Origin of the sequence: Rhodococcus sp. USK10 (assembly GCF_019378875.1) — a bacterium.
Classification (GTDB): domain Bacteria; phylum Actinomycetota; class Actinomycetes; order Mycobacteriales; family Mycobacteriaceae; genus Rhodococcus_F; species Rhodococcus_F pseudokoreensis.
In genome coordinates, this window is record NZ_CP076048.1 from 820,861 (window position 1) to 840,930 (window position 20,070).

14 protein-coding genes and 2 pseudogenes are annotated in these 20,070 nt (G+C 63.0%); 13 read left to right on the forward strand and 3 right to left on the reverse strand.

Translation table 11 applies throughout. The annotated features are described in order from the left end of the window. Nucleotides 1–191: 191 nt before the first annotated feature. The 5 genes from I1A62_RS10650 (at nucleotide 192) to I1A62_RS10670 (ending at nucleotide 7,960) form a co-directional block, all read left to right on the forward strand. On the forward strand, nucleotides 192–1,964 hold the full coding sequence (locus I1A62_RS10650) for a DUF3556 domain-containing protein (RefSeq protein WP_219461173.1): 1,773 nt from the start codon (nucleotides 192–194) through the stop codon (nucleotides 1,962–1,964). Further along, the gene (locus tag I1A62_RS10655; protein WP_219461176.1) at nucleotides 1,961–3,367 is read left to right on the forward strand and encodes an NAD(P)/FAD-dependent oxidoreductase; all 1,407 of its coding nucleotides are present in this window, start codon (nucleotides 1,961–1,963) and stop codon (nucleotides 3,365–3,367) included. Before I1A62_RS10650 ends, I1A62_RS10655 begins: the two co-directional genes overlap by 4 nt. Nucleotides 3,368–3,383: 16 nt before the next feature. Further along, entirely contained in the window at nucleotides 3,384–4,655 is a 1,272-nt protein-coding gene (locus I1A62_RS10660) for a CdaR family transcriptional regulator (protein WP_219458684.1), read from the forward strand. A gap of 320 nt (nucleotides 4,656–4,975) precedes the next feature. Beyond that, nucleotides 4,976–6,868: an acetoacetate--CoA ligase gene (locus I1A62_RS10665; RefSeq protein WP_219458685.1), complete on the forward strand. Its 1,893-nt coding sequence runs from the start codon at nucleotides 4,976–4,978 to the stop codon at nucleotides 6,866–6,868. A gap of 162 nt (nucleotides 6,869–7,030) precedes the next feature. Further along, nucleotides 7,031–7,960: an amidohydrolase family protein gene (locus I1A62_RS10670; protein ID WP_124395226.1), complete on the forward strand. Its 930-nt coding sequence runs from the start codon at nucleotides 7,031–7,033 to the stop codon at nucleotides 7,958–7,960. Between the two features lie 351 nt (nucleotides 7,961–8,311). Here I1A62_RS10670 and purU read toward each other — a convergent pair whose 3' ends face one another. Beyond that, complete coding sequence (gene purU / locus I1A62_RS10675; RefSeq protein WP_095863702.1) at nucleotides 8,312–9,172, reverse strand: formyltetrahydrofolate deformylase; 861 nt, start codon at nucleotides 9,170–9,172, stop codon at nucleotides 8,312–8,314. A gap of 29 nt (nucleotides 9,173–9,201) precedes the next feature. Next, nucleotides 9,202–10,464 carry an aminomethyltransferase family protein gene (locus tag I1A62_RS10680; protein ID WP_095864000.1) on the reverse strand — a complete coding sequence of 421 codons (1,263 nt, stop codon included), beginning with the start codon at nucleotides 10,462–10,464 and terminating at the stop codon, nucleotides 9,202–9,204. A gap of 1,092 nt (nucleotides 10,465–11,556) precedes the next feature. On the opposite strand from I1A62_RS10680, the pseudogene I1A62_RS10685 reads away from it, so the two are divergent. The 3 genes and pseudogenes from I1A62_RS10685 (at nucleotide 11,557) to I1A62_RS10695 (ending at nucleotide 15,143) form a co-directional block, all read left to right on the forward strand. Continuing rightward, nucleotides 11,557–12,641: pseudogene (locus I1A62_RS10685) on the forward strand (VOC family protein). A 153-nt stretch (nucleotides 12,642–12,794) separates the two neighbouring features. Next, nucleotides 12,795–14,009, forward strand: a complete 1,215-nt coding sequence (locus I1A62_RS10690) for a cytochrome P450 (protein ID WP_124395141.1) — start codon at nucleotides 12,795–12,797, stop codon at nucleotides 14,007–14,009. 96 nt (nucleotides 14,010–14,105) lie between these two features. After that, a complete protein-coding gene (locus I1A62_RS10695) occupies nucleotides 14,106–15,143 on the forward strand; it encodes a 2Fe-2S iron-sulfur cluster-binding protein (protein ID WP_124395142.1) in 1,038 nt (345 codons plus the stop codon). Nucleotides 15,144–15,254: 111 nt separating this feature from the next. Here I1A62_RS10695 and I1A62_RS10700 read toward each other — a convergent pair whose 3' ends face one another. Continuing rightward, a complete protein-coding gene (locus I1A62_RS10700; protein ID WP_219458686.1) occupies nucleotides 15,255–16,253 on the reverse strand; it encodes an AraC family transcriptional regulator in 999 nt (332 codons plus the stop codon). A 162-nt stretch (nucleotides 16,254–16,415) separates the two neighbouring features. Between I1A62_RS10700 and I1A62_RS10705 the strand changes: the two genes are divergently transcribed. From I1A62_RS10705 to I1A62_RS10725, 5 genes and pseudogenes are all read left to right on the forward strand, one after another. Next, nucleotides 16,416–17,729 carry a cytochrome P450 gene (locus tag I1A62_RS10705; protein WP_124395143.1) on the forward strand — a complete coding sequence of 438 codons (1,314 nt, stop codon included), beginning with the start codon at nucleotides 16,416–16,418 and terminating at the stop codon, nucleotides 17,727–17,729. A 25-nt stretch (nucleotides 17,730–17,754) separates the two neighbouring features. Further along, nucleotides 17,755–18,066: an EthD family reductase gene (locus tag I1A62_RS10710; protein WP_219458687.1), complete on the forward strand. Its 312-nt coding sequence runs from the start codon at nucleotides 17,755–17,757 to the stop codon at nucleotides 18,064–18,066. A gap of 82 nt (nucleotides 18,067–18,148) precedes the next feature. Further along, the gene (locus I1A62_RS10715; RefSeq protein WP_015889129.1) at nucleotides 18,149–18,472 is read left to right on the forward strand and encodes a 2Fe-2S iron-sulfur cluster-binding protein; all 324 of its coding nucleotides are present in this window, start codon (nucleotides 18,149–18,151) and stop codon (nucleotides 18,470–18,472) included. After that, on the forward strand, nucleotides 18,469–19,752 hold the full coding sequence (locus tag I1A62_RS10720) for an NAD(P)/FAD-dependent oxidoreductase (RefSeq protein ID WP_219458688.1): 1,284 nt from the start codon (nucleotides 18,469–18,471) through the stop codon (nucleotides 19,750–19,752). The genes I1A62_RS10715 and I1A62_RS10720 overlap by 4 nt, the downstream gene beginning before the upstream one ends. 23 nt (nucleotides 19,753–19,775) lie before the next feature. Next, nucleotides 19,776–20,069 (forward strand): annotated as a pseudogene (locus I1A62_RS10725) (MBL fold metallo-hydrolase); the annotation flags it as partial. Nucleotide 20,070: the final 1 nt, after the last annotated feature.

Below are 20,070 nucleotides of genomic sequence, written 5' to 3' on the forward strand. Positions count from 1 at the left end.
CTCGATCGCTCGACATTCTCGCCCCTGCCGGACCGGCCGGCGAGCTCCGCGAACGAAGTGGGCAGCTCTCGATAGGTCAGGTGACTGCGGAACGTGGTTCAGCTTCCGTCGCCCGATCGGGCGCGGCGGCACCTCTCTTCTGCAAACGACGTTCGTCGAAAGTTGACATCCTCCAAGAAGGAACGATCGCTATGAGCTTTACTGAAGCAGACTTTCCTGACGTGGACCTGGCCACGTTCAAGCACCGTCCATACCTCGACAGGTTGAAGGTCCTCACGCGCCATTGGGCCGAGTTCGGTGTCGGGACTCCGTGGAGCGTGCACATGCTGTACGTCGCCAAGATAGTTACGTATCTCTTCACCGGAGTGGTGATCGCCAGTTTCACGAGCGGTTTCGGCGGCTTCTGGGATATCGGAGCCTTCTGGACCCAACCGATCTTCTATCAAAAGATGCTGCTGTGGACCATGCTGTTCGAGTTCCTCGGGCTCGGAGCGTCCTCTGGACCGCTCGCATTCCGCTTCTCGCCACCGATCGGCGGAGTCTTGCATTGGTTGCGGCCGAACACGATCCGGCTCCCACCATGGCCGTCCGCGATCCCCTTCACGAAGGGAAGCCGGCGTACCTGGTTCGACGTTGCGACCTATCTGGGCGTGGTCGCTTCGCTGGTCACACTCCTACTGTCCGACGGCGTCTCGAAGGAAGGACAGCCCGCCGACAGCGTCGGACTGCTCGACCCGGCCCTGTTACTGCCACTGATCGTGCTGCTCGCGATCGCCGGCTTGCGGGACAAGACGCTCTTCCTGGCGGCCCGGTCCGAGCAGTACTGGGTGGCCGCCATCTTCTTCGCGTTCCTTCCCTTCGTCGAGATGATCGTCGGACTGAAGCTGATCATGATGGCAGTCTGGTGGGGTGCAGCATTCTCGAAGCTCGGCCGTCACTTTTCGTTCGTGGTCTCGGCGATGATGAGCAATGCACCATGGTTCCGCTCGCCCCGTCTGAAGCGGCGCCTGTATCGGAACTACCCGGATGATCTGCGCCCTTCCAAAGTGGCGTCGTTCATAGCGCACCAGGGAACCGTCATCGAGTTCGTTGTACCCGTTGTGTTGCTGTTCTCCTCGAATCGGCTCGTAACGATCTGCGCGTTGGTAGTCATCGTGTTCTTCCATCTCTTCATCACGTCGATGTTTCCGCTCGGAGTTCCCTTGGAATGGAACATCTTCTACGTATTCAGCGCCGTCTACCTGTTCGGGCTGTATCCCGCCGACGGTTACGGCATCGGGTCGATCTCGCCGATGCTGTTGCTCGCGCTTGTTCTCGGGTTGTCACTGTTTCCGGTTCTGGGAAACTTCTTTCCCGACAGGATCTCGTTCCTGTGGTCGATGCGCTACTACGCAGGAAACTGGGCCACCACCCAGTGGGCGTTCCGCAAGGGAAGCGAGTCCCGCCTGAACGACAAGATCGTGAAGGCTGCGCCGATCCAGGTCGATCAACTCACATCACTGTATGGGCGCGACGTGGCTGAACTGCTTGTCGAGAAGGCGGTTGCGTGGCGATCTCTTCACAGCCATGGCAGAGCACTGACCACTCTGATCGGAAACCACGTCGACTCCTATCAGAATTACGACATTCGGGAAGGTGAATTCGTCGCCGGCGCGGTGCTGGGTTGGTCGTTCGGCGACGGGCATCTACACGGGGCACAATTGATGGAGGCGATTCAGGAGCGGTGCAGCTTCGCACCAGGTGAAGCGATTGTCGTTTACATCGAATCGCAACCCGTCCACAACTTGCGACAGCGGTATCGCGTCTACGACCTGGCGGTCGGAGAGATCGAACGTGGATATATCGACGTCGCCGACATGATCACCGCGCAACCGTGGCTCGAGGACGGACCCATCCGGGTCCATCCGCAATGGTCCCACGCCGACCACCGCAGCTCATTCGGGAAGGGTGTTGTCGAAGCATGACCACCGCACTAGTGGTCGGCGCAGGGCCCAATGGTCTGGCTGCAGCCGTCACGCTCGCCCAACACGGCGTCGAAGTGACCGTAATCGAGGCCGCCGAGACCATCGGGGGCGGTACGCGAAGCAGCGAACACACCGTCCCCGGGGTATTGCACGACGACTGCTCGGCAGTCCATCCAATGGGCGCCGGCTCCCCGTATCTTCGAACCCTCGATCTCGATTCGCACGGGCTCGAGTGGAAGTGGCCGGAGGTCGACGCCGCGCACCCACTCGACACCGGCAGCGCCGGAGTGCTGCTCCGCTCCCTCGACGACACTGCACACCTGCTCGGCGCCGACGGTCGGCGGTGGCGCCAACTGTTCGGTCCGCTGGCCAGTCGATTCGACGACCTCGCGCAGGATCTGTTGCGGCCGATTGCTCACGTACCCCGCCATCCCGGTGCGCTTGCGCAGCTCGGGCTGCGCGCGTTGCCGCCGGCAGGGACGTTGGCGCGCGTATTCCAATCCGAGGAGGCGAGAGCTCTCTTCGCCGGAATCGCCGCGCATGTCATTCACCCGCTCACCCGCCCGGCGACGTCGTCGGTCGGCACGATGATGATCGCGGCGGCGCACACCTACGGTTGGCCGGTAGCGGCCGGCGGGTCGCAGTCGATCACAAACGCTCTCGCCTCGCTCCTCGGATCGCTCGGCGGAAAGATCGAGACCGGTCAACCAGTGCGCTCGCTGAGTGACCTGCCGCCATCGGACATCGTGATGCTCGATCTTGCGCCGCGAGGTGTCGTCGATATCGCCGGCGACCTTCTACCGGCCCGAGTTCGCCGCGCGTACAGCCGATATCGGTACGGGCCCGGTGCCTTCAAGGTCGACCTGGCGGTCGACGGTGGTGTCCCATGGATCAATGAACACTGCCGTCGAGCGGGCACGGTACATCTCGGCGGGAACCTTGCCGAGATCATTGCCTCTGAACGTGATATTGCGCGGGGAATTATGCCCTCGCGTCCGTTCGTCTTGATCGGTCAGCAGTATCTTGCCGATCCAGACCGTTCGAACGGTGACGTCCATCCGATCTGGGCGTATGCTCACGTACCCCATGGGTACAGTGGCGATGCAACGGATGCCATCATCGGCCAGATCGAACGGTTCGCGCCCGGAACGCGCGAACGGATCGTGGGTGCCTTCAGTAGATCGACAGCTGCGATGAGCGTCTACAACCCGAACTATGTCGGCGGCGATATCATCACCGGCGAGAACAATCCCGTTCAGTTGGTGTTGCGCCCCCGTATTGCCGTCGATCCCTATCGCACTGGAATCGACGGCGTCTACATCTGTTCGGCCGCAACACCTCCAGGTGCTGGAGTGCACGGGATGTGCGGACATAATGCGGCCCTCGCAGCGCTACGGAACTGAGGGAGGTGACAGTGCCTTGTCCGAGACAGCCGATCGGTCCGCCGAGCGCAACAACAGGGTGATCCGAGAGATCGCCGATCGTGTCATTCCCCATCAAGCAGAATTCGCTGAGGGATTGCTCGCTTCCATCATCACAGACATGCCGTCGGTCGTTCCGGATCGCGAATATCGCGACATGCTCCGGGTAAGCGTCATCGAGAACACGATGGTCCTCCTCGATGCGCTTCGTGCCAATGTCGACCCGGTGAGTATCTCGCCTCCGCCCGGTGCGGTCACATATGCACGCGGACTTGCTCGGCGCGGCGTTTCCCTGGCCGACCTGTTGCGGATCTATCGGGTGGGTCAAGCCCAGTTCACCGGAATCTGCCTTGACGTGGCCGACGGCCTGGACGAGGCCAACGACTTGCGGGCGGTGAAAACAGTGATTGACACAGTAGCGACTTACCTCGACCACGTATGTGAATGCATCACTGTCGATTTCGAGGAGGAGCGCGAACGGTGGATTCATAGCCGCAGCGGATTGAAGCAGCATTGGATATCTCGGCTGTTGGCCGGAACGGTGGCCGATACGGCGGAGGCGCAGCGGGCCATCGGTTACCCGCTCTCGGGAACCCATCTGGCCGTCGATGCGTGGATTATTGCAGATCGCGCGCAGGTGACGGCGTCGGTCGAGGTTCTCGACCGCTTCCATGACCTGATGACGACAGCGGCTGCTCGAGCGAGCACGGTGTCAGTTCATACCGATGAGGCAGCCATGACGATCTGGGTGTCACTGCGCGAACCGGAACGGAATCTCATCGCCAGGCTGAAAGCCCTGCTCGACGCTGATCCGCTCCCGGTCCAGGTGGCCACGGGGCTGCCGGGTGACGGTGTCGATGGCTTCCGCTGTTCGTACGACCAGGCAGCACGCGTGAGGAAGCTCGCTGAATCGGCCCGGCCTGGGCCACCTCAGATCCTCACGTTCGCCGATGTTGCCCCCGTCGCGATGATGACGGGTGACGTCGCCGAGTTACGCTACTTCGTGGGAGCAACCCTCGGCCCGTTGTCAGCCGATACCGAACGTGCACATGAACTCCGTGAAACACTGCGCGTCTACCTCGCATGCAATCGGAGCCCCGCGGCGGCGTCCGAGCGCATGATGCTGCATCGAAATACGGTCACGTACCGGGTTCAGCAAGCATCTGAAGAGCTGGGAGGAACGCCCGAGGGAGTCGATCAGTTCACTGTATCGGCCGCTCTGGAGGTCTGCCGGTGGTACGGCAGTTCCGTGCTGTGTGCGCCGCCGTGACATCGAGGCGACGGGCCTCCGAAATGTGTGCACGGGCCGATCGTCTGGTTGCACTGCACACCAGTGGACTGCGCAGCCGTCAGGACCTGTGAACCCGCCGAACGATTCGACAGTGCCGGCTCTACCCGGGTTGCGGCAGTGCGTAGTTCATCGACGTATCGGCGAACCTCCGGTCGCCGAAAGCGTGAGCTGGGGACTGACCGACTACACGTGAATCAGTGTCCGAGAGTGTAAACCTCTGACGCATAGTGACTTCCTCGCCCGATTCCGGCTCACCACCGTAGCCGGGACTTCAACTCTCCGAAAGTGATCCACCGATGATGAATACTCCCGCACCAGGACACGTGCTTCGTCCGGCACCCACAAAGACCGAGTGGCACAACAGCCGGCTGGGCCGATACCTATCGAAGATCGAGGAACGCACCGACCAGCACTTCGACACCTACGAAGACGCTTGGCGATGGTCGACTACGGATCTCCAGGGCTTCTGGGAATCGATCTGCGACGAATTCGGCGTCATCGCGCACACACCGCACTCTGCTGTGCTCGCGGACCCGACGATGCCGGGGGCACAGTGGTTCCCAGGTACCACACTCAACTACGCAGAACACATCCTGCGAGAGCTGTCGGCGCGACCAGACAGAGTGATGGTCCTCTCGCGTAGCCAAACCACGGGCAACGTCGAATGGACCGGTGCACGCCTGATCGCGGAGATCGGACGCATCCAGTCCGGTCTGCGCCGATTGGGCATCGGGCGCGGGGACCGTGTCGTGGGCTACCTGCCGAACGTCCCCGAAGCCGTCGCCGCGTACCTCGCTACCAGCGCGGTGGGAGCGGTGTGGAGCTGCGTTCCGCCGGAGATGGGGGCGAGCGCGGCACTCCAACGCATCAACCAGCTCGATCCGTCGTTGGTCATATCGGTTGACGGATACCGCTGGGGCGACAAGAACATCGGCCGCGAAGCCGATCTGATGGAAATCAGTGCCGCACTGCCCGATTCCACGATGGTCCTGCTGCCCTATCTCGACGCGGACGCAACGATTCCCGACAACTTCATTTCGTACTCCGAGTTCACCGCTGAGGACGGGCCCGTCACCACGGACCCGGTACCCTTCGGTCATCCACTAGTGGTGCTCTTTTCCTCTGGAACAACAGGGCGCCCCAAAGCCATCGTGCACTGTCACGGCGGGTTTCTTCTCGAACACTACAAGATGCTCGGCCTTCACCAGGACTTCACCGCAGACGACATCGCGTTCTACTACACCACCACCGGTTGGGTCGTGTGGAACCTGATGGTGTCCTCACTTCTGCTCGGCACGGCCATCGTGCTTGTCGACGGCGACCCGGCGTGGCCAGCGCTCGACGGCCCGTGGTCACAGTGGGCTATCGCTGCAGAGACAGGAGCTACGTTCCTTGGGACCGGCGCAGCCTACTTGACGCGTTGGGCACATTCGGGACTACGCCCCGCAGACCAGTGGGATCTGCACAATCTACGGCTGATCATGTCATCCGGATCGGCGTTGGCAGCCGACGCGTCCGGGTGGATCTACACCGCGGTGAACAACGATCTCCTGCTGCTCTCGTCCTCTGGTGGCACCGATGTGGGAACGGGATTCATCGGAGGTTGCCCCCTGGTGGCGGTCTATGCGGGCGAGATGTCCTGCCGCCCACTCGGGGTCGATGTCGACGCACTCGACCCGCACGGTGTTCCCGTTCAGGGTGTTCCGGGCGAATTGGTGGTTCGCCAGCCGATGCCCTCGATGCCGGTGTTCTTCTGGGGCGACGAGGATTTTGCACGGTACCGCGCGAGCTACTTCGACGTATATCCGAACCAATGGCGACACGGCGACTGGCTGATCCACACCGAACGCGACACCTGGGTGATTACCGGCCGCTCCGACGCGACCCTCAACCGAGGCGGGGTTCGGCTCGGCACCGCCGAGTTCTACGCCGTCCTCGACTCGGAACCCGACATTACCGACAGCATCGTTCTGCATTTCGAAGATGAAGCCGGGATGGGCGCACTGGTGCTCGCCGTCGAACTTGCGGCTACCAGCGCTGTCGAGCCGGAACAGGTGCACCACGAGGTTCGACGCACACTTCGGACACGCCTCTCACCGCGGCACGCTCCTGATCATGTCGTCATCGTTCCCAGCATTCCACGCAATAGGACCGGTAAGCGCCTCGAGCTTCCACTGAAGCGGATCGTCTAGGGCGAAAGCATCTCTGACGCCCTCGACCTCGGTGTGGTAGTGAGCCCGGAGCATGTTTCCGAGACGGCCTCACTCATACGACGCGCCCTGAACGGTGCCCCTACCGGCGCCTGAAGGCCGCCGCAGCGCCCGACCTCACCCATCCCGACCAAGGAACAACGAATGAGTCTCTCAACTTCCCTAGCGGACGATTCCAGCATCCGCGCCGAGAAGTACGAATGCGCAATCGACTTCGACGCAATTACCGCCCTCGACGTCCACACCCATGTGGAGGTTGACGGGTGCGGTCATCGAGCACTTGACGACGATCTCATGGCGGCATCCGCTCAGTACTTCAAGTCAGAGGCCGACAGGGCCAGCACAGTCGATTCGGTCGCGGCTCACTACCGTGCACGCAACATGGCAGCGATCGTCTTCACTGTGGACGCCGGCTCCGCCAGCGGTCATCCCGGAAACTCGGTGGAAGATATTGCCCGAGGTGCCGCGCGCAACAACGATGTGCTGATCCCGTTCGGGTCTGTCGATCCGTGGGGCGGCAAGGCGGCCGTCAAACGGGCCGTTCACCTGGTCGACGACTACGGAGTTCGTGGCTTCAAGTTCCATCCGAGCATGCAAGGCTTCGAGCCGAACGACCGACGATTTTATCCGCTGTACGAGGCAATCACCGAAGCCGGCGTACCTGCCCTGTTCCACACCGGACAGACTGGCATCGGAGCAGGTCTCCCTGGAGGCCATGGAGTCAAACTCCGCTACTCCAATCCCATGCTGCTCGACGACATCGCCGCCGACTTCCCCGATCTCACCATCATCATGGCCCACCCGGCGATCCCGTGGGCCGACGAACAGATCGCAATCGCAACACACAAAGCCAATGTCTACATCGACCTCTCCGGATGGTCCCCGAAATACTTTCCGCCCCAACTCGTCCGTGCCGCAAACTCGTATCTCAGACACAAAGTTCTCTTCGGTTCCGATTTTCCCGTCCTGCAATCGGATCGATGGATGAGCGAGTTCGACAAACTCGAGATCAGGAAAGAAATTCGCCCCCTGATCCTGAAGGAGAACGCTCTCACCGCCCTCGGCTTCCGCTAAGCCTGCACCTCGCCGAACGAACACCGGAATCTTCGTTCGGCGAGGTGCAGGCGGATGCACGGCCACGCTCGCCTCTCTCGCGTGGCGGCCATCCACAGCGAAAAGCACGGCCGTCGGAGCTCATCCAGGCCGTCAGTCGAGCCATCCTCGACTTCGCGGCGGGTGGTCCCCCTTACACGGGTGACGCGTCCGACGAGTACCTTCCCTCGTCAGACGCGTCACCTGTCGGTCGAAATCCATCCACGCCTGCTGGGTGGTCGAACTCGAGGCGGACGAACCCGAACCCTTACGCCGCGCAGGTGCATCGTGACTGGCAGCTGGGTGCATTGCCACCCAGCTGCCTTCGTCCTCTCAGTCAGCGAACACCACGGTGGTGCTGCCGTTGGTCAGCACCCGCCCGGTCAAATGATGGCGGACTGCCGCGGCAAGAACTCGACGTTCGATGTCCCGCCCCTTCCTCACGAGTTGGTCCGGGGTGTCGCGGTGGGTCACCGGCTCGACATCCTGGATGATGATGGGTCCCTCGTCCAGGTCGCCGGTCACGTAGTGCGCGGTGGCTCCGATCAGCTTCACACCTCGCGCATGAGCCTGGTGGTACGGTTTCGCACCCTTGAAGCCGGGCAGGAACGAATGATGGATGTTGATGCACCTTCCGGCCAACTTTGCGGACAAGTCATCGGAGAGGATCTGCATGTACCGGGCGAGGACCACGAGGTCGACCCGGTATTCGTCGACGAGGCCGAGGAGCTTGGCTTCCTGATCCGCCTTGGTGTCCTTGGTGACCGGAAGGTGATGGAAGGGCAGGTCGCCGAGGTCGATGTTCTGGTATACCTCGCGCGGGTGGTTCGACACGATACCCACGACATCCATGGGCAGCTCGCCGGTGCGCCAGCGGTACAGCAGGTCCACCAGGCAGTGATCGAGCTTTGACGCCATGATCAGTACGCGCATTCGCTCGTCGGTGCTAGTGACTGTCCACGTTGCATCGAACGACGTCAGCACCGGTGACAATCCGGCGCTGACCTCTGATTTCTCGAGGTCGGCGCGCACCGTGTCGAACTGAATACGCGAGAAGAACCGGCCGGTGAGCTGGTCGTCGAAGTGTTGGGCGTCGGTAATGGTGCAGCCGAGCTGCAACAGGGCGGTCGAGGCGGCGCTGACGATGCCCGGCTCGTCGTCACAGGAGAAGGTCAGCACGTAAGAGTGGGTCATGACGGGACTTTCACATTCTTCGAGGTGGATTATGCGGTGTGGAGGTCACTTCGCCGGCGGTCCGGCTTGTACGGAGCCGGCGCCACGGTCGCGCGGATCGGCTTCTGAGGGCCGCCCGGGCGACCCCAATGCACGGTCAGCTCGGTCCCGGGTTCGCTGTGCGCCACGTCGATCGTGCTGAGCGAGAGCATCTGCCGGTAGTAGTAGCTGTATCCCCGGGAGGTTGCGATACCGACCAGGTCGTCGCCTGCGGTTACCTTGTCGGCCCACATGAACCCCCGCTGGTCGCGCGGCATCTCCATGTACGGGTAGTTCTCCCCCGGCCGGAACAGCGAGGCGAACACGTCCTGAACGTCGTCGGCGTCCCACACCAGGGTGCGGATCACGCGGCGGGGGTTGGCCTTCTCCTCCTCCAATGCGGCGCGGCCGAGAAAGTCGTGGTCGAAGTTGATGTTGCGGGCCCATCCCAGTTCGACCGGGCTGCGGTAGTACTCACTGATCGCACGCCCGTCGTAGCTGCCGGCGATGTAGGCGGGTTGCGCGAACGACGGCATCGACGAGGTGAAGACGTCGAGGTACTCGGCCATGTCCTCGTCGAAGATCGCCGGAATGTAGTCGGTGGCGATGGTCGGGAAGCACGCCTCGAGGTGGTTGATCATCGCGACCCGGCCGCCGAGCTTGCGGATCCCGAACTCCTGCCCGGCCTCGACGATGAGGTCATAGATTTCCTGCCCGTATTCCTTCGGGCCCTGCAACTCGAAGCCGATCTCACCGGACATGCCCTGCCGCAGTGCCCAGATCTTGTAGCCACCGATCGTGATCGGGTGCAGGCGCATGAACCCGGTATCGCGCAGGCCGGACTCACCGCTGACCTTCTCGAGCACTTTCACCGAGTTCGGGCCGGACACCTGGTAGATAAACCAGTCCTCCTGCTGAACCTTCACGTCATAGTCGGTGCGGCCCAGTTGGTAGCTCGCCCAGAAGCCGCCGCGTCCGTGCAGCATGAAGTCGTCGTCCCCGAACTTGGTCAAGACGCCCTCGTGGATCACCTTCCCGTCATTGTTCGTGTGGATCACGTGCTTGGACTGGCCGTGATCGAACTTCGCGAAGCTGTTGACGGAGATGTCGGAGAACAGCCGGAGGGCGTCGGGGCCGGTGAACCGGTGTTGCCACAGGAAAGACCAGTCGCCGATGTAGCAGGTCTGCTTCCAGGACATGCTCTCGTCGAGCCAATCGGTGTACTCCTGCTGCCCGAAACGGCTCCACGCGTATACCTCTGGTGCGGTTCGCATCCCGTCGACTGTGAACGTCATTGCTTTCCCATCTCTGCTGTAGGCGCAGACGAAAAGTCGAGCGCCGGGGTCTGTCTACTCACGGTAAGACCGCTGCCCTCTCGAGCAACACACTCGTATGACTCCGATCACGACGATTCATGACCTGCCGCGGCTAGGTCATTTGCCCCATCGAGGGAGCCTCTTTGCCACATGAGCCGAATCAGACGCGGAGGCCGCCGCGGCAATCTCGGAGTTGTACCTAGATCTGGGGTCGACGACACTGTCAGGCTCGCGACGAAGTGACACCTCAGGAAGAGAATCCATTCACACAAGAAGAGCTCGCCACCATCCGTCGGCGAGGAGGACGATCTGGAAGCGGCCAGTTGGGTACGATCTGCGCACCGGCGTAGCCGTGGGCTCTGTCCTGTGCGACCGAGCGGCCTCCACCTGACTACGCGGCAGCGTGCTCACTGAATGCTTCAGCTCCCACTGCCGAGGAAATCAGCGGGTCCAGGTGGTAACGAAGTCGCCCCGGAGAAGACCCGGTCTACATCGTTGGCTATGGCGCTTGGCATCCAATTGCGGCGACTGGACCATCACACTTGACGGATTACCAAGAGGGAGGACCGCGGGCTCCCCGACTCCCGTGCCGACGAGGACCACGAACGCAGAGCGCGCGAACGCCGAGCTCTCGCACCAGGAGATCGGCCGCAGTGCGCGAACTATCCGTCCAGGTCCCCAGACGGCGGCTGGTACGCCACGACGGCGTAACCCAGATCTGGGCGCGGCATGACAGGACCACCTACTTGGCGAAGTCCAAAAAACGCAGACTAGCGCAGCGGATATCCGCAGAACGCACAATTTCCCAGTCTCCGAACACTATTGGGGTGATTTTCGTCGCTTGTTCGGCAATTCTGGATTGTGTAGCGGACAGCGGGTGATTCGGATCATTCTCGTGACATCGGACACAAGCCGATACCGAATCGGCAGGGCCGAAGCGCCAGACAACGCCACGCCGCACTGGTCCCGATCGCCGTTGGGGCACACCACCCCACGACGCCTTCGGGGAGCGGACCCTGCCATCGCCGGCAGGCAACAAAGGAGAACGACATGAGTGACTCTCGGTTCGAGATTTCCCATCTCGCCCGTGCCGAACTGCTGAGCCCCAAGCCGCAGGAAACGGTGGACTTCTTCACCAAGTTCCTCGGGATGTACATCACCCACACCGAGGGGCAATCGGTCTACCTGCGCGCCTACGAAGACCCGTACCAGTGGAGCCTGAAGGTCACCGAATCCACCCAGGCCGGACTCGGCCACGCCGCACTGCGCACCAGCTCCCCGGAAGCCCTCGAACGCCGGGCCGCATCACTCAAGGACGCCAACGTCGACGGAGCATGGCGCGAGAGCGACTTCGGGTACGGCAAGACCTTCACCTACCAGTCCCCGGACGGGCACAACCTGGAACTGCTGTGGGAGGTCGAGAAGTACCAGGCCCCGCCGGAGCTGCAGTCCAAGATCCTCACCCGCCCGTCGAAGAAGCCGCTGCAGGGCATTCCCGTCAAGCGCATCGACCACCTCAACCTGCTCGCCAGCGACGTCAGCGCGGTGAAGAACTCCTTCGAACGCCACCTCGGGTTCCGCACCACCGAACGCGTCGTCGACGGCGACACCGAGATCGGTGCCTGGATGGCTCGAACATCCTCGGCCACGAGGTCGCCTGTCTGCGGGACGCGCAGGGCGAACGCGGCAAGATGCACCACCTCGCGTTCTACTACGGCACCGGTCAGCACAACATCGACGCGGTCGAGATGTTCCGCGACTACGACATTCGCATCGAGGCCGGCCCCGACAAGCACGGCATCACCCAGGCCCAGTTCCTCTACGTCTTCGAACCCGGCGGCAACCGCATCGAGCTGTTCGGTGAGGTCGGGTACCTGCACCTCGATCCCGACGGCGAGACCAAGACCTGGCAGATGTCCGACATCGACACCGGGCTGGCGATCGGCGGCGCGAAGCTTCCGTGGGAGACCTACTTCACCTACGGCACCCCCAGCCCGCTCTCGCTCGACCAGCACATCGAGAAGTACGCGCACTTCGGCCCCGGCGGACCCACCCCCGACGCGGCAGCAGCCGATCAGACGATCCCGGACGAGATCGACCACTCCCACGCCGTCGCCGGCGCACCCGCGTCCTGACAACACTTTCCAGTCGGGCTGTGCGGGCCGGGATCGTCGATCGACTCCACGGCACCTCACACCTGAACCCATCCACTTTCGCTCGGTCGTCGGTTCACACGAGTGAACCGCGCGAGTCCCCACTGCATGCGGGCCCGAAGTAGAAGGAGCACCATGACTTCCACCCAGAGTTTCATCGACGAGATCACGATCGAAGAGCTCGAGACCGACCCCTATCCGTTCTACGAGCGTCTGAGGAAGGAGGCCCCGGTAGCCTTCGTCCCGGCTCTGGGCATGTATATCGTGTCGACGAAGGAACTGTGCGCCGACATCGCCAAGGACGCCGAGAACTGGCCGGCCGTCATCTCTGCGGCCGGAGGCCGCACCTTCGGACCCGGCGCACTGCTCAACACGAACGGCGACGAACACCGCAAGCTGCGGGACATGGTCGAACCGCACCTGCAGCCCTCAGCGGTCGACAAGTACATCGATGATCTGGTGCGCCCCTTCGCCCGTCAGCGACTCGCCGAGATCGAGAACGACGGAAACGCCGACATCGTCGCTGCGTACTGTGAGCCGGTCAGCGTTCGTGCTCTCGGTGATCTCCTCGGACTCGATGACGTCAGCACCGACAAGCTTCGCGAATGGTTCCACAAGCTGAGCGTGTCCTTCACCAACGCCGCGGTCGACGAGAACGGCGAATTCGCCAACCCGGACGGGTTCATCCCCGGCGACGAAGCCAAGGCCGAGATCATCGCCCACGTCGATCCCAAGATCGACAAGTGGATCATGGAACCCGATCACACCGCGATCTCGCACTGGCTGCACGACGGTATGCCCGAAGGTGAGACTCGCAGTCGCGATGTCATCTACCCCAACCTGTACGTCTTCCTGCTCGGAGCGATGCAGGAGCCGGGGCACGCGATGGCGACCACGCTGGCAGGACTGTTCACCAAGCCCGAACAGCTCGAACGGGTCGTCGACGACCCGGCGTCGATCCCCCGGGCGGTCTCGGAAGGCATGCGCTGGGTGGCGCCGATCTGGTCTGCTGTGGTCAAGCGCGCCGCGCACGAGGTCGAGGTCGGTGGCGTGACACTGCCGGAGGGGTCGATCGTGATGCTCTCCTATGGCTCGGCCAACCAAGACGAGAACGCCTACAACGCCCCGACCGAATTCGATATCGATCGGGCCCTGCTTCCCAACATGACATTCGGTGGCGGAAAGCACGCCTGCGCGGGTACCTATTTCGCCAACTCGGTTATCCGGATCGGCCTGGAGGAACTGCTCGAGTCCATTCCGAACCTGGAACGCGACGAGGCTCACGAGGTCGATTTCTGGGGCTGGGGTTTCCGTGGACCGAAGCAATTGTTCGTCAAATGGGAAGTGTAACGGAATCACATTTCCGGAGGTCCGAAGTGCCCGGTCCGGAGATTGATGGGTCGGGCACTTCGGGAGAATTTTTATTGGATTGGAGCATTGTCGGAAATGGCTAATAACTACACGGTCCGTATCCAGGGTAAGAATTCGGACATCACCGTTGCCGAAGACCAATCCATCCTCGATGCAGCGCTGCGGGCGAACGAGTGGCTTCCGCACTCGTGCACCCAGGGCACCTGCGGCACCTGCAAGCTCGAGGTGCTGTGCGGGGAGGTACGCCACAACGAATCCCCCGAGTACACCCTGACCACGGACGAGCGCGCCGAAGGCTTGGCTCTCGGCTGTATGGCCACCCCCTGCTCCGATCTGGTGGTCGAACCGATCGGCGGAGCCGGGGACAACGGAATTCCGCGCTTCCCACTGCGTGACTACGCGGGCACGGTGACAGTGCTCGAGGACATCGCTGCGAACACCCGTCGGCTCGTGGTCGAGGTGGACACGCCGATGCTGTTCAACGCCGGTCAGTACGTCGAGTTGATCGTCCCCGGCCACAACGTCGGCCGGCAGTACTCGTTGGCCAATCCGCCGACGGAGACACGGAACCTGGAATTCCACGTCAAACTCACGACCGGAGGTCTGGCCACGGACGGGTGGATTTTCGGGCCGATGCAGGTCGGTGACCGCATCTCTCTGCGCGGGCCGTTGGGCCAGTTCAACCTGGTCAACCAGCAGGACGAGGCCGCGATCCTGATCGGCGGTGGTACCGGACTGGCGCCGTTGAAGTCGATCGTCCAGCATGCGCTGGCCGAGCGCCTGGTTCCGGAGTTGTACCTCTACCACGGCGGACGCCGCCAGGAGGATCTGTACGACGTCGGCTTCTTCCGTGACCTCGCACAGGAGCACGAGCACTTCCACTACCGCCCCGCGCTGAGCGAGGAACAGTGGGACGGGGCCATGGGCATGGTGACCGATGTCGTGCTCGACGACTTCTCGTCGTGCAAGGGCATGAGCGCCTACCTGTGCGGACCGCCGGCAATGGTCGAGGCGGCGGTCAAGGCCCTCAAACGACGTCGGATGGCGCCCCGGCTGATCTTCCGTGAAGAATTCACGATCGCCGCACCGAACCTGGCCGCCGTGGCGCAGTAACCACGAGCCCCTCCCCCTCCGGAGCAGGACGTTGGCGCTGACGGATCCGGACGGCACCGATCCCGCGGAAGTGAATGAGCACGATCACTTCCGCGGGATCGTTCATATCTGCTACCGGAACGGCACCGTGCGCAGGTCCTCCGACGGACTCACGCCGAAGGTCTGCTTGTACTCCCCGGCGAACCGGCCGACGTGCAGGAACCCCCACCGCTGCGCGATCTCGGTCACACCTTCGCTCGCCGGGTCCGCCCTGAGCAGGTCCTTGCGCGCCTTCTGCATGCGGATGATCTTCAGCTGCCGCATCGGCGTCGTACCCAACGAATTCTGGAACCCCACCTGCAGAGACCGCACACTCACCCCGACGTTCCTGGCGACCTGCGCCACTGTCAGGGGCTGCTGCGCGTGCGCCTCGAGGTAGTCGACGGCGAGCCGGACAATTCCCGGCAGGGCGGGCTTGGGTTCGTACAGCCTTGCCCTGTAATCGTGCTCGGCCGCGACGAGGAGCCCGCTCATCAGGCACTCGGCCATCGGTGTCGAGACGATGGGATGCAGCGCCAACGCCTCGGGACTGTCGAGTTGATGGGACAGTCCTTCGACCAGTGAGAGCCACTGACGGCCGACGACGGTGTCCAGATCGAGGTCCATGCCGAAGACGATCGGGTCGACGATCTCGCTTCCCAACCGTGCCGCGAGTTGATCCTCGAGCGCCCGGCGATCGATCTTCAGGGCCAGCACCGGGGTCGGATAGGGCGAGGCCCACCCACGCAGCAAGGTCCGCTGGTCGCACCGGTAGACCGCGGCGCGGTGGGGAGTCGCCACGGTCCGCGCGCGACCCGAGCCGGTGACCAGCTCCCCCCGCATCGGGATGTTCACCTGATAGGAGTCGCGCAACTCGTTGGTGAAGATTTCCACCTCGGTCGAATAATCCAGCCGGCCGAGCGTGACGGGACCGAACGAGGCCGCAGTCATTCGCATCTGGAAAATATGCTCGTCCCCCAGGACGCGAACTTCATGGGGGTAGTAGAGATCGCTGCCGATGGCCCGCGCCTCGTCGATATCGTCGGAAAGATAGGTCTTTGTGCCGTTTCCGCGATCCGGGTCTTCGCTCATCTACTTTGTCGGTCTCTCTGGTCGCACTAAATCGAGAACGATTCAGTTACTGCGCCAATTGGCTATATTGATGCGCTCACAGGATAGCGCGTCATGTGACCTGAATCATACGCTAATCGGGAATTACTCAACAGCTCCTATATCCACATTTGGAGGAGACGAATGACCGTCGATCACGCGCCGGAAGGCGTGAAAAGCCCGACCGGATGCCCCGTTTCAGGTATGGCGGCAGGCTTCGATCCGTTCCAGGGCGCCTACCAGGTCGATCCATCCTCGTCGCTGCGGGAGGCCCGCAAGGAAGAGCCGGTGTTCTACAGTCCACTGCTCGACTACTGGGTGGTCACGCGCTACGAGGACATCAAGCAGATCTTCAAGACACCGTCGGTGTTCTCCCCGTCGATCACTCTCGACCAGATCACCCCGATCAGTGACGAGGCGCTGCTGATCCTCGGCAGCTATCAGTTCGCTCCCGGCCCGACGATCGTGAACGAAGACGAGCCGATCCACACCGAACGTCGCCGCCTGCTGATGCAACCGTTCGAGGCCGATAACGTCGCCACGCTCGAACCGAAGATCCGCGAGGTCGTCAACACCTATCTGGACCGGGTCATCAAGGATGGCCGGGCCGACCTGATCGGCGATCTGCTCTACGAAGTTCCGTGCATCGTCGCGCTCATCTTCCTCGGCGTGCCCGACGAGGACATCGAGACCTGCCGCCACTTCGGGATGCAGCAGACCCTGTTCACCTGGGGACACCCGACCGGAGACGAACAAACTCGGGTCGCGACCGGGATGGGGAAGTTCTGGGAGTTCGCCGGCGGACTGGTCGACAAGCTCAAGGCCGACCCGAACGCGAAGGGGTGGATTCCTCACGCGATCGAGATGCAGCGGCAGCACCCCGACCTCTTCGACGACAACTACCTGCAGAACATCATGATGAGTGGTGTGGTGGCCGCGCACGAAACCACCACCAACGCCACCGGTAACGCGTTCCGTACCCTGCTCGAGAACCGCAGTTCCTGGGACGAGATCTGCGCCGACCCCACGCTGATCCCCAAGGCCATCGAGGAATGCCTCCGCTACAGCGGATCCGTCGTCGCCTGGCGCCGCAAGGCCGTGGTGGACACCACTGTCGGCGAAGTCGACATCCCGGCCGGCGGTCGACTGCTGATCGTCATGGCGTCGGCGAACCGCGACGACTCGATGTTCCCCGAACCCGACGACTTCGACATCCACCGCGGAAACGCCCGGCGCCACTTGACATTCGGCATCGGCAGCCACACCTGCCTGGGCGCGACACTGGCGCGGTTGGAGATGAAGGTCTTCCTCGAAGAGGTCTCGCGACGCCTGCCGCACATGTCACTTGTTGCCGGACAGGAATTCTCCTACCTTCCCAACACCTCGTTCCGGGGACCCGAGCACGTGTTGGTCGAGTGGGATCCCCAGCAGAATCCCGTGCCCGCCGACCGGCCCTGACCGACCCCAACGAAACGAGGACTCCATGTACCGCGTCACCATCGTCTACAACCACCCCGCCGACCCGGCCGCCTTCGACGAGCACTACAGCTCCAAGCATGTGCCTCTGGTGCAGCAGATCCCGAGCGTCAAGCGGTTCGCCGCAGGCAAGTGTGACTCGCTCGACGGCAATCCCCCCTCGGCGTATGCGCTCGCGCAGCTGTACTTCGAGAGCAAAGCAGAGGCGGGACAGGCATTCGCCTCCCCCGAGGGTCAGAACGCCGCCGCCGACGTCGCGAACTTCGCCTCCGGCGGCGTGACGATGCTGTTCACCGACGAAGAGACCGTTCTGCCGTGAGTCGGCGGTGGGGTGCCGGCTCGACTGCCGGCACCCCACCTGAGTTCGTCATTACTGCACTATCCGTGAAAGAGAGACAGACGTGCCTACCGTCACCTACGTTCACCCTGATGGAACCAAGCATGAGGTCGAGGTTCCTACCGGCAAAAGGGTCATGCAGGCCGCCATCGGCGCCGGAATCGACGGCATCGTCGCCGAATGCGGCGGCCAGGCCATGTGCGCGACGTGTCACGTCTACGTGGAAAGCCCCTGGGCCGACAAATTTCCCTCGATCTCCGAGGAAGAAGACGAAATGCTCGACGACACCGTCAGCCCCCGCACCGAGGCCAGTCGCCTGTCCTGCCAGCTCGTGGTCAGCGACGACGTCGACGGCCTCATCGTCCGGCTTCCGGAGGAGCAAGTATGAGCATCGTCATCATCGGTTCCGGACAGGCCGGATTCGAGGCAGCCGTCAGCCTGCGCAGTCACGGATTCTCCGGCACGATCACCCTGGTCGGCGACGAGCCGGGTGTACCCTACCAACGGCCACCGCTGTCGAAGGCCTACCTGCACAGCGACCCCGACCGGGAATCCCTTGCGCTGCGACCGGCCCAATACTTCGACGACCACCGGATCACGCTCACGTGCGGCAAGCCCGTCGTCCGCATCGATCGGGATGCACAACGGGTGGAGCTGATCGATGCCACCGCCATCGAGTACGACCACCTGATCCTGGCGACCGGCGCCCGCAACCGGCTCCTGCCCGTCCCCGGCGCCAACCTCCCCGGCGTGCACTACCTGCGTACCGCCGGCGAAGCAGAGTCCCTCACATCGAGCATGGCCTCGTGCTCGTCCCTGGTCGTGATCGGGGCCGGCTTCATCGGTCTCGAGGTCGCCGCAGCGGCCCGCAAGAAGGGCCTCGACGTGACCGTCGTCGAGGCGATGGATCGGCCGATGGCCCGCGCGCTGTCCTCGGTTATGTCGGGCTACTTCTCCACCGCACACACCGAACACGGCGTGCATATGCGGCTGTCGACCGGAGTGAAGACCATCAACGCAGCCGACGGCCGAGCAGCCGGGGTCACCACAAATTCCGGCGACGTCATACACGCCGACGCCGTCGTCGTGGGTATCGGTGTCGTACCCAACATCGAACTCGCCGCCCTGGCGGGCCTGCCCGTCGACAACGGCATCGTCGTCGACGAGTACCTCCGCACCCCCGACGAGAACATCTCGGCGATCGGTGACTGCGCCGCCTACCCGATCCCGGGAACAGCCGGCTTCGTGCGACTCGAATCCGTACAGAATGCGGTCGATCAGGCCCGCTGCCTCGCCGCCCAGCTCACCGGCACCAGCACCCACTACCGGAGTGTGCCGTGGTTCTGGTCCGAGCAGTACGAATCGAAACTGCAAATGGCTGGGCTGACCGCCGGCGCGGACACCCACGTGGTCCGCGGTTCCGTCGACAGCGGGGTCTTCTCCATCTTCTGCTTCCTCGGCACCCGGCTACTCGGCGTCGAGTCGGTCAACAAGCCCCGCGACCACATGGCGGCACGAAAGATCCTTGCCACCGAAATGCCGCTCACCCCCGAACAGGCAGCCGACACGGACTTCGACCTCAAATTGGCGATCGCCCGACACAAGGACACGCACAAGGACGAGGTTGCTTCGGCCGACATCGGCGAGCGTCAGGTGGTGGCGTCATGAGAGGAAGGCTTCGGATCGAGCGGGTCGTCACCGACGTCGGCGACCGGCTCGTGAACGTCGCGATCTGCACGCACGGTCACAACGATCACCTCACCGTCGCCCCCGAACTCGCCGAGCGTTTGCACCCCCCGGTACCACTGCACCCCGGAGCGACCACGGGCCGGTCGTACACGGATTTCCCGACCACCATCGGCTCGATCCGCGACCGGCTGTTCGCTCTTCCCGAAGAAACGCTCGTCCACACCGGGCACGGGGACGGAACCACGATCGGCACCGAGGCACCGCACCTCGCCGAATGGATCGCTCGAGGGCAGTAAA

Coding starts and splice junctions, on each gene's coding strand:
- I1A62_RS10695 (WP_124395142.1), top strand. CDS start 14,106: ATGGCTAATAACTACACGGTCCGTATCCAGGGTAAGAATTCGGACATC.
- I1A62_RS10665 (WP_219458685.1), top strand. CDS start 4,976: ATGAATACTCCCGCACCAGGACACGTGCTTCGTCCGGCACCCACAAAG.
- I1A62_RS10650 (WP_219461173.1), top strand. CDS start 192: ATGAGCTTTACTGAAGCAGACTTTCCTGACGTGGACCTGGCCACGTTC.
- I1A62_RS10700 (WP_219458686.1), bottom strand. CDS start 16,253: ATGAGCGAAGACCCGGATCGCGGAAACGGCACAAAGACCTATCTTTCC.
- I1A62_RS10690 (WP_124395141.1), top strand. CDS start 12,795: ATGACTTCCACCCAGAGTTTCATCGACGAGATCACGATCGAAGAGCTC.
- I1A62_RS10710 (WP_219458687.1), top strand. CDS start 17,755: ATGTACCGCGTCACCATCGTCTACAACCACCCCGCCGACCCGGCCGCC.
- purU (WP_095863702.1), bottom strand. CDS start 9,172: ATGACCCACTCTTACGTGCTGACCTTCTCCTGTGACGACGAGCCGGGC.
- I1A62_RS10705 (WP_124395143.1), top strand. CDS start 16,416: ATGACCGTCGATCACGCGCCGGAAGGCGTGAAAAGCCCGACCGGATGC.
- I1A62_RS10670 (WP_124395226.1), top strand. CDS start 7,031: ATGAGTCTCTCAACTTCCCTAGCGGACGATTCCAGCATCCGCGCCGAG.
- I1A62_RS10655 (WP_219461176.1), top strand. CDS start 1,961: ATGACCACCGCACTAGTGGTCGGCGCAGGGCCCAATGGTCTGGCTGCA.
- I1A62_RS10680 (WP_095864000.1), bottom strand. CDS start 10,464: ATGCGAACCGCACCAGAGGTATACGCGTGGAGCCGTTTCGGGCAGCAG.
- I1A62_RS10720 (WP_219458688.1), top strand. CDS start 18,469: ATGAGCATCGTCATCATCGGTTCCGGACAGGCCGGATTCGAGGCAGCC.